This window comes from Brachyspira hampsonii 30446, from assembly GCF_000316195.1.
In the GTDB taxonomy this organism is placed as follows: Bacteria; Spirochaetota; Brachyspiria; order Brachyspirales; family Brachyspiraceae; genus Brachyspira; species Brachyspira hampsonii_C.
In genome coordinates, this window is sequence record NZ_JH994111.1 from 87,335 (window position 1) to 100,596 (window position 13,262).

Consider the following 13,262-nt stretch of genomic DNA (forward strand, 5'->3'; position numbering starts at 1 on the left):
AGTATTTAATTTTTTGAATACTAACTTTTATTATTATTATTAATTATTTTTTAAGGCCATTGCTAATTGACTATATCCGCCGTAAATTAGATTATAGATTTCTTCAAATCCTTTTTTGTGCATATAATGAGCTAAAGCTTCGGCTCTTGCACCTGTAGCACAATAGAGAAGATATTTTCCTGATTTATCTAAGCTATTAACTAAATTTTCAGCTTTAGGATCATTCAAATCTATTAATATGCTTCCTTCTATAGTACCTGTCATATTAATTTCCATTTCGCTTCTTACATCTAATATTTTTATATCATTATTAGACTTTATCAAATCAGCAGCCTCTTTTGCATTTAAAGATTTTAACATTATAACACCTACTTTTTATATATACATATTATGGGTATATAATAACATGAATATATATAAAATCAAGATTATATTTTTATTAATTTACTCAAATCTGCTGAAAGGTATATTCTCTATAGCACCTTCCGCTCCTATAGTTTCATTTAATTGTCCATTAATAAGGAATATAACATTGTCTATACCTTCAAATTGAGTAGCTGTATATACAAGCTGATAAATCTGTACCATAGTTCCTTCATTTCCAAGAGGATTAAATTCAAAGTTCTCATTGAAGTTCAAATATACTGTATTATTCTCAATGAATATATCAAGTAATTCAGTATCTTTAGGTATGCAGCTTATTATATTTCTATTATTCTCTTCATCAGTAGCACCAATCAATAATTCTTTTATAGCTTCCTCTACAGAAGATTTATTATTAAATTTCCTTTCTCTGAATATCAATGTAATAGAGCCTGTTGATTCGCTGTATTCAACTAAATATATTCCTTCGTTACTATTTTCTTTGAGTTTTCTTTCTTTTAAATCTCTAGTTATATTATTATTAGCTTTTTTTATATTATAATTATTAATATCATTTTGAGCTTTTTTAATAATTTCTTTTTTATATTCTGCATTATTATTATTATTTATGATGCTATTATTTTTTAATTGTGAAGTTTTTCTTATATTATCTTTTACTATGTTTCCTCTGACTTCTTTTATATCATTTTTTTCCTCTGAAGGCTTATTTATTATTGAATTATTATTTGCTTCTTTAATATTATTATTAACTGTATTATTATTATTTACGCTATTATTATTTTCTCTTACAACATTATTATTGTAATTAGGATTAACCATATCATTTATTACTCTGTTATAATCAATATTAGATTTATCCAGAGAATTAGTTATAGTATAAATAGATGATTGTATTATATCTTTTCTATTTGGTAATGTATTATTATTTACGGTATTATTGTTTGTATTGGAATTCAGATTTTCTTTAGTATCATTAACTTGATTATTATTGGCAGATATTTCTTTACTATTATTATTTAAATATTTATCAATATTAAAATTATAATTTTCATTTGTATTTGAATTATTTTGTTTAGTATTTTCTATATAACTTGCCGGAGCTCTTGTACTGAAAGTAGTAGTTGATGCCGGCTTCATAGTTGTAGTTTCTCTTTTAGTAGTATTATCTTTTGGTTTTAGAATATCATCAAATATGCTTTTTTTAGTCTCAGTATTATTTTGTCTATTAGCAGCATTTGTATTTTTTTTAGTATCCTGAGTATTATTATTATTCTGTCTGTTTTCTAATATCATTTGCTCTAGATAATTATGTGTTTTTTCTTCTTCAGGTGTTTTCATATCTGCGACAATGATATTTTCTTCACTATTATTTGTAATATTATTTTCAGGTATTCTATTTAATGTATTCATTTTGTTTGATAATATTACTGATTCATGATTATTTCCGTAATCCACATATCCGCTGTCATAAAGTATAGAATTATTGCTTCCGCTATTATTGAAGAAAGGAAGTAAAGATTCCTTTGTTATTATACTAGAATTTGTAATATTTTCAGACATCATATCCAAAGATGTTTCTATTTTGGAATTTGTTTCATAAGCCATTACAGATAGAGTTTCATTTGTATCAGTTTTTATAAAGAAGTTGAATAATGGTATATTATTTAAGAAACTCATTTTATTTTGATCTTCTGTAATTCCATCGCTTTCCAATACTAATGCTTCTCTATGATTGATTGAGAAGAAATCTTTTATTGCTATATCCACCATAGGAGAATATTTTTTTACAACTGTAAATATCAAAGCTGCTGCGATGATAAAAGCTATTGAAATTATGAATGGTTTTTTTAGATTTATTTCTTTACTTTCATTTTTAATTTGTCTTGTATATGATATACTTTTAGATTTAGATTTAAGCTGCTCGTATCTTGGCACTTGTTCACTCCGGAGTATTATGTATCGTTTAAATTATCGATAAAAATGGGAATGCTATTAGAATTTATTTTATAGGAGAGTTTTAGAGAATTATTTTTATAAAAAACCCTTTTAGAAAAACTATATTTCTAAAAGGGCTATTATTATTTCTTATTTAATGATTTTTTTATTATTCTATTGTAAGTGAACAGCATTACGAGATAAGAAATTTTTTCTGTCATTAGCATATTTAGCTTTAGAAGAAGTAGGGTATTCGGCTAAATATTGATTATAAGTTTTATAAGCTTTTTCAAAATCTCTTATATTGTTATTGCCTTTTTCATATATTTCAGCTAGAAGAAGTATAGAATCTCCTCTTTTAGAAAATTTTACATTTTTTTCTAAAGATTTTTCTAATATATCAGCACCGTCAGATATTCTTCCAAGCTTTTTCAAACTGTCAGCTATTTCATAAACAGCATTACCGTATAAAGGAGTTTGAGAATAATTGTTCATTACATCATTGAAGTATACAATAGCTTCATCATGTTTATTCTCAGATTTTTTCATAATACCCATAGAATATATGGCTGCTGCTTTTTCATTATTATCAGCATTTTTTAATTTGGAAGCTTCATTATACATGTTAAAAGCATTGTTATAATCTTTCTTTTGATTATAAATATCTCCTATTCTAAAATGGCTGTATACAGAATATTTAGAATTCGGATATGAAGTTATAATATTACTATAAGTGTTAACCGCATTACTGTAATCTTTAATATTTTTTAATTCTTCTGCTGAATTAAATAATGCTATTATTTCAGGATTAGTTTCAATTGCTTTAGCAGGTTTTTCAGCTTCTTTTTTTATTATTGAACTTTGAGCATTATTAGTAGCTGCTGTCTGATTAGTTTGATTTGTATTATTATTAGGTACGGCTTCATTTGTGCTTACTGTATTAGTAATTGTATTATTAGTACTCATCATATCATTAGTCATAACATTATTAGTAGTCATCATGTTATTAGTATTATTAGTTTCATTATCAGGATCTAATATAGCATTAGTTTCCATAGAAGCTATGCCTTGACTATTAGTTACAGTTATAGTATAAAAGTATTTTCTTATTATACTTTCTTCATTATCAACTTGGAAATTAAGTTTTCCTATACCGGCTGTTAATGTTCTGAAAGTAAGGAAAGCATTAGTTTTATCTCTTGTGAATCTTACAAAATCAAGGTTAGTAGAATAGCTTGTTATACGAATATATCTGTCGAAATTAGTAGCATTTAATTTTATTGAGAAAAGAGTATTTTCAGCTAAATCTACAGATTTAATCAAATCATCTTCTAGTGGTCCGCTTTTTATACGGCCTGAAGATGCATTAGTTACAACTTTATCATCTGGCTGCACAGTGATCGTTTCCTGAGCAAATGCGGCATTAATTATAATGAACATTGCCATAACAGAAGAACATAAAAAAACACGCATAATTCTCTCCTAAAAGTTAGTGTTATTTTTTTCGGCTTTCTACAAAATTTCTTGAGTATTCTAAATCTTCAAAACTTAGATTGTCTTTTGTAGAGAGCATTTCACCTTTTATAATTTTTTCTTCATCTTCTTTAAGAATATTAATAGCTTTTGAGTTTTCTTCTTCTGGTGTTAATGGTATAACTTTAGGTTTAGAACAAGAGCCTATTAATATTCCTGATAATATTGTTAATAATAACCAAATAAATAGAATTATAAAAAATAAGATCTTTTTTGTTTTATAAAAATCTTTTACTTTTTCAAGCATTAATTTATACCCCATAGTTAAATTATAAAATATAGTAAAAAAATTGCAATGAATTTATTTAGAAAATGCAGTTAAAACTTATCGTATGATTGAAATAAATGTTTAGTATAAAAATAATCATGTTTGTATAATTTTATATGAATAAATAATAATTTTCATTAGCAATAATAAAAAATAATAATTTTTAAATACTAGAAAGCCAAACATAAAAATTAAATATTAGTTATGATATAAGTTTTTAAAGCGATAAACGAGCAGCTGATAACTGACAAAGGAAGTTGTCAGCTATATTTTAGCGAGTTTATCGCTAGCAATAATAAAAAAATTGATATTTTTTATTTCTAATACTTTACAAAAAATTAACGAGAATTATAATAAAGTAAACATAATATATAGATAAATACAGGAGAACAAAAATATACATGAATAAAATTTTACTTCTATTTATAACATTATTAATAATATCAATGCAAGCATTCTCTGCTGCTGTAACTACACATTATAATAATTGGAAAATAAGAAGAATAAGCTATAACAATACTGATACAAAAACTGTTACAATGACTATAAAAAATAATAATAGTTTGGAGGTATATATAGCTGCTAGAAATAATCAGCTTAGTGTAAGTATAAATTGGTATAAAGATAAAATAGATGAAAATACTCCTATAGTAGAATATAGTTTTAATAATTCTCCTTATAAATCTGTAGAGCCTTTTATGAGGTCTTCAAGTGATAATTTTGATATATTATATACAATCTCACCTGCTTTCGGAATAATACAGGAAAAAGAAGTTATTGAATTTCTAAATAAATTAATAAACAGCAAAACTTTATCAATAAAACCTAATACTGATGCTCAGGGATATACTATTGATGTTACAGGGTTAAAAGAGGCAATACAAAAAACTGATTTCTCAGGAACTTTATTTGATAAATACAAAAGTCAAATATTAAAATAATATATACTAGAAATTTTACATTTACAACGCACGCAGAAGAAAGTTAAAAAATACAGCCTATTTAATATTCAAATTTTTATTATATTTTTTGTTTAGTTCACCGTGCGTTAAATAAATTTTAAATTTAATAAACACTTGGGTGGGTGCTAGCTTATAAAGATAATTAATATTAAAATTTAAAATAAGGCTCTAAATATTAAAGGGTGGGGTGTGTAATTAATTTTTTAAAAACTTATTTGAAATCCCACCCTATAGGCTTTCAATCTTTTTCGATTTTTATAAACTATTTTTATTTTAAATCTCGATAGTCATTCTAGTTGCCCACCCAATTTTTTTAAATTTACTAACTATTCACCGCACGCAGAAGAAAGTAAAAAAATATAGCCTATTTAATATTCAAATTTTTATTATATTTTTCGTTTAGTTCACCGTGCGTTAAATAAATTCTAAATTTAATTAACTCTCGGACAGATACTAAAATTATTATTAAGTTATAAATATAATTAATATAGATATAAAACTTTCTTAAATAAAAATTAGAATCCTAATTCCTCATCTATAAATATTATATGTATTCTTTCTTTTATATGGCATTTATTAACTATAATAGTATATGCACATAATCTATTTTCTATATCGCAGTTTTCCTCATCGCATATCATATTGCCTGTGCAGCAAGGATTATCTACTTTAAATCTTACAGAATTCTCTCCAGCGGCAATGTTTCTTACTCTTTTTACAGCATCTTCAACAGTATTACAAACTTTATTTCTTCCAACAATTAAAAATACTTTTTTAGGTCCGTAAATAGTAGCAGCAACTCTGTTTCCTCCTCCGTCTGTAGATACTATATCACCATTTTTTGTTACAGCATTAGCAGAACATAAATAAACATCACTGCTGAATGCTTTTATCTCTGCTTCTGCTTTTAATTCCTTATTGTTTCTGTCAACAAAATTCTTATAGCCTTTCAAATCTTCTAATATACCCATTTGATTAACTGATGTGCTTCCACCAAATGTTATAGTATCATTTTCTTTTATAAGAGATAATACAAACTTTTTTGCCTCTTCCTTATTACTGAAACTGTCAAAAGCAAAGCCTTTTTTATTAAACTTTTCTTTTAAAACTAAAGATAATCTTTGAAAATATTCTTCCTGAACTGTCATAAAAAATCCTTCATTTATTATATTTATTAAACTAGTATAAATACAACTTATATTTTTTTCAATATCATTTTAGCTTTAATGCTTACTATATTTGCAGCTCTGACAATATATCTTACATAGATAAAAATTATAAATTTAATAAAAACTATACAAACAAATTTTAGAATAATCAAATATAAAGAATGATGTATGTATTTACATTTCTTTTTTTATAGTATGTAATATTACTGTCTTTTCTGTAAACAATATTTTTTGTTATAAATTTTATTTTTCACATTAACAAATATTTTATTTAGATTGCTTTGAAGTGTGGGAGGTTATTATGTCAGAAAAACAATTTAAGCCAAAAACTAAAGAAGAATTAAAAAAATTAGTAGAAGATGAAAAAATTAATCTTGGAAACATTGATACAAGTTTAATAACCGATATGAGCGAATTATTTAGAAATAGTGAAAGAGAAGATTTCTCAGGTATAGAGACTTGGGACGTATCTAATGTTGAAAATATGAGCAGTATGTTTAAAGGATGCAAAGAATTTAATCAGCCTCTAAATAGCTGGAATACCAATAAAGTTAAAGATATGTCAAGAATGTTTGAGAGCTGTTCTAACTTTAATCAGCCTTTAAATAATTGGGACACTTCTAATGTTGGCAGTATGAACAATATGTTTCAAGAATGCAAATCTTTTAATCAAGACATTAGTAATTGGAATGTTTCAAAAGTAACAAATATGAATTCTATGTTTAATGGATGTACAAGATTTAATCAAAATATAAGTAATTGGAATATAAAGAGCATAAAATATATGAGCTTTATGTTTGCCAATGCTTCATCTTTTAATCAGGATTTAAATAATTGGGATATAAGCAAGGTAAAAAGAATTAGTTTTATACTTAATCGTGCTAATAGTTTTAAAATAATTCCTTATAAATGGAATTTTGATAATATAAAAGAAGATATTGAGTATATATTACCAGAAGAAATGCTTGATGAAATATATTCTAAAAAAGAACCTATTAATTTATTATGCTATTTATTTTATGACAAATATTATGAAGATGAAAATTTACAAAAAGTAGATGTTAAATTGTGGCATAAGACTTTAAAAAATTCAATTAATAAAAAAATTATTTCTTTTGTTTCAAGATTAGAAAAAGATTTTGAAAATGAACTTAAAGATGAAAAAGATGCAGTTGATAATAATAATGCACATTTTCAAAATATTGAAGAGGCAGAAGAATATGTTAATAATAATTATGATAAGTCATTTGATAAAAGCATAAAATTTATAGATGATAAATATACTATCTTTACTAAAGACAGAAAAACAAAAATAAGTTTAAAGATGATTAGATTTATTTACGGAAGTTATTTAAAAGTCAAAGATAATGTTGTAAGATTAGAAATTATTGATGATATTATTAATTTGCTTGATATAGAAAGTTTTATAAATGCATCTTATGAAATATTTTTAAGTGGCAGAAGTAAATTAGCTTCAAGAATTATTTGCGGTATATATGGAGATGGTAAAATAGTAGAAGATTATGTAAAAAGTTTAAAAAAAGAATTTTATCCGCGTTCATACTATGTTTATATTTTAGCTTTAAATAAAAATAAATATGCATTAAAATTACTTTGCGATACATCTTTAAAATCAAAAATAGAAAGCATAAAAAATGCAGCCGAATTAGCACTTGAAACTATATCCAATAGAATGAAACTTGAAAGATATGAATTAGATGATTTACTAGTTCCTGATTTTAATCTTGATAAGAATGGCGAGAGAATAGTATATGCTGAAGATAAAGAATATAAACTTTTTATTGATGATAATATGGAGCTTCATATTATGCATAATAATAAAGAATTAAAAACAGCACCTAAAACTTTTTCTAAAGAGTTAAAATCAGAAATAACTTTTATTAAAAAAGAGATAAAAAATATTGTAAAAAGCCAAAGAGATAAAATGATATATCTTTTAATGAATGGAAGAAAATATTCTTATAATTTTTGGAAATCTGTTTATATAGATAATTATTTTTTTAATGGGTATGCTGTTAAATTGATTTGGAACTTATATGATGAAAATAATTTATTTTTAACAACATTCAGATATTTAACTGATGGAAGTTTTACCGATTATAATGATAATGAAGTAAAAATCAATGAAAATAATTCTATTAGTTTAGCATACATTAAAGAAATGGATAATGATATTATAGAGAAATGGAAAAAACAATTATCAGATTATGAGATTGTTCAGCCTATTAATCAATTAAGAGTTATTGATGATTTAGAAAAAGAATTTTATTCATATAATGGTGAATATAAATTATCTAAGTTAAAAAATTTTGTTAATAAATATCCTTTTAATGAATATTATGAAGATTATTACACAATAGATGGATATAAATTTGAAGAGAAAGTAAGCGGTTTAGCATTAGACATATCAACAAATGGTATTAGCAGAGATAATGCTGACTTTGGAGATATGATAGAAATAGTATTAAAAATATTAAATATATCAGAAAATAATAAAGATTTAGTTGATAGATTTATGTTTGGTTGTATTTTAATGCTTGAATATTTAAGAACTATGTAAAATTATTTTATTTATAATAAACTTGTTTCAAAAGTATTTGATAAGATTATATATAAAATTTTGATAATTTATAAATTATCAAAATAATATTTTACATATTATATATATTATTATTTTAGTATATAAATATGCAGTCTTTTTGATTCTTGCCTGCCGAAGGCACGCACAGCGAGGCGTACTTCGTATGGGACACCACCGAGTAGGTGCCTTGCCTACGGCACGCAGAGCGGACGGCAAAAGAAGTGGGGGTGTGGCAACGCAGTGTACTTCGTAGGCAAAGCCCCAACTATAATTTAAAAATATTAAATTAAAAATTTATAAATTTAGTTTTGAAACAAGTCTAATAAAATAGATACTTCTTTAATAATAACAAATATGAGCGAAGTTTTTAGAGATTCTAAATTAAAAAATTTTGATAGAATTGAAACTTGGGATACTTCAAATGTTACTAAAACGGAGGTATGTTTTGGGTAGCTGTTAACTTTAATCATAATATAAATAGCTGGAATACTTCTAATGTTACTGATATGTAGGATATGTTTCTAAAGTAAAAAATATGAAAACTATGTTTATATATTCAGGTATGCAAAATAATATGCCTTCTTGGTATAAAGATTAATTTATAATGAAAATTCTTAAGTTTATAAATTTTTTTATTCAACTTTTTTTGCCAAAAAAGTTGCAAAAAGACAAATTCTATAATAATAAAAATTTGAAAATTGAAAATATTAAAAAAAAATATAAAATAACATAAAAGCAATTATGACATATAATTATGAAGTACAAACCTCAAACAATAGAAGAATTGCAAAAATTAGTGAAAGATGAAATCATTAATTTTGAAGCATTGATACAAGTTTAATAAAAGATATGAGCTATTTATTTTTGGGAAGCATAAGAAAAAATTTGATGGTATAAAAAAGCTAAAATACATTAAAAGTTCTTAATAGTATGTTTGATAATACTAAAATTTTAATAATAATATAAATAGTTTAAATGTATCCAAGCAGATCCTAATCATATGAGAGATGTGTTTGATAACTCAGCAATTAAAAATAATACTCATTCTTAGTATAAAATTAATTTATACTGAAACAACTTTTACTTTAATTTAATTACTTTAAGAAAAATATTTATTCTAACTCCCCGCCACATAAGTTCATTATCTTATTTAGACATTTTTATTTTTTAATATACTTATAACTTCATCTGTTATTTAAAGCACCCACCCTAGATTTATTTAAATATTACAGTCTTTTTACCCGCACGCATGGAAAAATTAATAAAATATAAATAAAATTAAAGAACAAATATAATTAATATTAAAAATTTGCTTAAACGTGCGGGTAATGGGAACAATAAATTTATAAAAAACTTGGGTGGGTGTGTATTTAATAATTACAACTTTTAAATATTAATGAAGTTATAATAAAAAATGAAAACATATAATTTTAAGGGGGTGGGCTTGTAATTAAAACTTTAAAAATAAAAAATAGCCAGTCCCATTATAAAAATGAGACCAGCTATTTTTAATTAGTCTGCTATAAATGAACTAAATCATTGTACCAAACGTAAAACACCTTGAGTCATAGTGTTAGCTTGAGCCAACATAGCCAAGTTAGTCTGACTTAAAATTTGGTCTTTAGCAAATTTAACAGAAGTTTCAGCCATATCAGTATCTCTGATTCTGCTTTCAGAAGCTGCAGTGTTTTCATAAGCGATCATCAAACCTTGAGCAGTAAGCTCTAATCTGTTTTGATAAGCACCTAAGTTAGATCTTTGTTTAGAAACTTTCATTAAAGCTTCATCAACTATACCTATAGCACTGTTAGCTTTGTCTATAGAAGAAATAGAAATACCAGTACCTTCAGCAGTTTGTAAGCCTAAAGCAGCAGCTGTCATAGTTCCTATATAAACTCTTCTTCTTTCATCCATGTTGGCACCCATATGAAACCACATAGAAGCAACAGGAGAACCGCCTTCATTAGGGTTAGCAAATCTTCCAGTTAACATGTTAAGAGTATTGAACTGAGCTTGGCTAGCAATACGATTAACTTCATCAACTAATTGAGAAACTTCAACTTGAATAAGCATTCTGTCAGCATCAGTATAGATACCGTTAGCAGATTGTACAGCTAATTCACGAATTCTTTGTAAGATGTCTTGGCTCTCTTGAAGATATCCTTCAGTAGTTTGAATGAAAGATATACCGTCTTGAGTGTTTCTTTCAGCCTGACGCAAACCGCGGATTTGTGTTCTCATTTTTTCAGATACTGCAAGTCCTGAAGCATCATCTCCAGCTCTGTTGATTCTTAATCCAGAAGATAAAGCAGCCATGTCTTTAGAAAGGTCTACATTTCTGAATTTTAATGTACGCTGTGCATTTATAGCACTAATGTTATTATTGATGATCATCGTCATCCTCCATGATATTTATTCAAAAAGGCATCCGTGCCTAATTGGCAAAAAATATTAAAGAGAATTTAAGGTATTCCGACAATCTAAATGACTATATGAAGTTGCCAAAATACCATTAAATCCTATAGTAAGAATATATTACGCCAAAATATATTCTTAATAAATTATATGGTATCAACTAAGCAAATAGGGAGTTCGAGACCGCCAAATACTTGAACTCTCATTTTGCTATACAATAATTTTCGGACGCTTCGGCATAAAGTTTAATTTGGTTTAGCACTTTTTTCCTTTTTTTCTAAAAAAAATTAAAAATAATCATTATACGATACATTTTGTACATAAAATACAAATTTATTTAAAATCATCTTAATTCATATTGAAAAATATCAAATATAATCATCAAATTTATAAAAAATAATATATATTTTCTATATTTTAAACTGTAAATATTTTTTTATCTTTAGCAGTTTTATTAATTTTTTTAATAATTTTAAAATTTAATCACATTACAAACCTATGCATTTAGGGATTACAAATTTAAATAGCAATTGGGCGGGTGCTTAAACTTCTAATTAAGCATTTAGGAAAATTCAAATATAATTTTCTAAACTAATTAAAAAATATAAAAGGCGGGTATGTAAATAATTTCTTAAATTTAATTACACTTGCCCACCCTCTAGCTTTATAAGTTAAATCTGAAACTCTTATCTTTTATTTTTTTATTACTAAAATTAGACTTTTTAATTCCCACCCTAATATACTTAGATTTAAAAATTATTCAAACGCACGCATAGCAGAACTTAAAATATAAATCAATTAATAATCATAATTCAAATAATGTATAAAATTTCATTCACCGTGCGTTTAGTAGATAACAAATTTAAATAGCACTTGGGCGGGGAATTATAAATTCTATACAAGCATTTAAGAAAAGTTAAATATCATTTTCTTAATGAATTGAAAAATATAAAGGGTGGGTATGTAAGTAAAATTTTTTATTTTGTTTTATAACAAATTACAGATTTTAATCAAAATTTCCAATTTATTTCTAATTTTCATAGTGAAATCCTATATTTATAGCTAATTCTCAATATTTATAAATATATTTTACATTAATTTGTTATATATAACTCATTTATGTATTATATGTATTAATAACTAATAAATATCTATATGTTTTGTAAATTTATTGTAAATTATTTGTAAATAAATATTGCTTAATTTTTACATTCTGCTATAATTATAAATGTAAAGAGATTTTACAATACTAAACATAAGGAGATACATTATGACTAACAGCTTAAACCTTTTTATTAAAATTACACCTAGCAAATTACCTGAAAATATTAGAAGATTTATTGCTTCTAATTACAGCAAAGCTAAAATAGTTTATATTGACATAAGAAAAGAACAATATGAAATAAAATTAAGCAATGGAATTTATATAAATTTTGACAAAAACGGAGCTTGGAATTATATAAGCAGTGATGATAAATTATCTGAAAATATACTTCCAAAAAATATAGCCGGCAAAATAAAAAACATAATGAAAAAATATAATAATGCTTATATTTTTGAAGTGAGCAAAAGAATAGAATTCTATAAAATAAGATTGACTAATTCTTTGGAAATATGCATAAGAAATAACGGACAATTAATAATGGCATGACTTTAATAATTTTGTATCTCCTAAATATGAATAAAGCCTTGAATATATTCGAGGCTTTTATTAAAAAAATAAAAATAAAGGTATATAGGGTATTGACAAAAAACTATTATATAATAAAATAATAAAAAACTAAGAAGATATATGAAAAAAAGTAAATAAAATGCAATCGCTTTTATTTTAAGTGATTGCATTTTTATTTTATTAATTTTAATACAAGTATAAGATTATATATTTTCATTAACTATAAACTCAATTTAAATTGTATACAAAATTTGTAAGTAAATTCAAAATTAAATCTGGGATTTATAATTATCCAAAAAGTTTAAATAAAATTTTAAAAACT

Annotated in this window: 10 protein-coding genes; 4 read left to right on the forward strand and 6 right to left on the reverse strand. The window is 24.6% G+C overall.

The genetic code is table 11. The features are described from left to right. Positions 1–39: 39 nt before the first annotated feature. The 4 genes from A966_RS05220 to A966_RS05235 form a co-directional block, all read right to left on the reverse strand. A complete protein-coding gene (locus A966_RS05220; protein ID WP_008723297.1) occupies positions 40–360 on the reverse strand; it encodes a rhodanese-like domain-containing protein in 321 nt (106 codons plus the stop codon). Between the two features lie 84 nt (positions 361–444). Further along, entirely contained in the window at positions 445–2,319 is a 1,875-nt protein-coding gene (locus A966_RS05225; RefSeq protein ID WP_008723298.1) for a GerMN domain-containing protein, read from the reverse strand. A gap of 174 nt (positions 2,320–2,493) precedes the next feature. Further along, positions 2,494–3,792 (reverse strand): tetratricopeptide repeat protein, encoded by a 1,299-nt coding sequence (locus A966_RS05230; protein WP_008723299.1) that lies wholly within the window; start codon positions 3,790–3,792, stop codon positions 2,494–2,496. Between the two features lie 22 nt (positions 3,793–3,814). Next, a complete protein-coding gene (locus tag A966_RS05235; protein WP_008723300.1) occupies positions 3,815–4,099 on the reverse strand; it encodes a hypothetical protein in 285 nt (94 codons plus the stop codon). A gap of 422 nt (positions 4,100–4,521) precedes the next feature. Here A966_RS05235 and A966_RS05240 point away from each other — a divergent pair, with 422 nt between their 5' ends. Next, positions 4,522–5,061, forward strand: coding sequence for a hypothetical protein (locus A966_RS05240; RefSeq protein WP_008723301.1), 540 nt, complete (start codon positions 4,522–4,524; stop codon positions 5,059–5,061). Between the two features lie 536 nt (positions 5,062–5,597). Here the strand turns inward: A966_RS05240 and A966_RS05245 are convergent. After that, positions 5,598–6,230, reverse strand: coding sequence for a lactate utilization protein (locus A966_RS05245; RefSeq protein ID WP_008723302.1), 633 nt, complete (start codon positions 6,228–6,230; stop codon positions 5,598–5,600). A gap of 322 nt (positions 6,231–6,552) precedes the next feature. Between A966_RS05245 and A966_RS05250 the strand changes: the two genes are divergently transcribed. Continuing rightward, on the forward strand, positions 6,553–8,832 hold the full coding sequence (locus A966_RS05250) for a BspA family leucine-rich repeat surface protein (RefSeq protein ID WP_008723303.1): 2,280 nt from the start codon (positions 6,553–6,555) through the stop codon (positions 8,830–8,832). A 461-nt stretch (positions 8,833–9,293) separates the two neighbouring features. Beyond that, positions 9,294–9,365 carry a BspA family leucine-rich repeat surface protein gene (locus A966_RS13770; RefSeq protein WP_081588946.1) on the forward strand — a complete coding sequence of 24 codons (72 nt, stop codon included), beginning with the start codon at positions 9,294–9,296 and terminating at the stop codon, positions 9,363–9,365. 1,024 nt (positions 9,366–10,389) lie between these two features. Here the strand turns inward: A966_RS13770 and A966_RS05255 are convergent. Beyond that, the gene (locus A966_RS05255; protein WP_008723304.1) at positions 10,390–11,247 is read right to left on the reverse strand and encodes a flagellin N-terminal helical domain-containing protein; all 858 of its coding nucleotides are present in this window, start codon (positions 11,245–11,247) and stop codon (positions 10,390–10,392) included. A gap of 1,291 nt (positions 11,248–12,538) precedes the next feature. Here A966_RS05255 and A966_RS05260 point away from each other — a divergent pair. Continuing rightward, the gene (locus tag A966_RS05260; RefSeq protein ID WP_008723305.1) at positions 12,539–12,919 is read left to right on the forward strand and encodes a PepSY-like domain-containing protein; all 381 of its coding nucleotides are present in this window, start codon (positions 12,539–12,541) and stop codon (positions 12,917–12,919) included. The last annotated feature ends 343 nt before the right edge of the window (positions 12,920–13,262 follow it).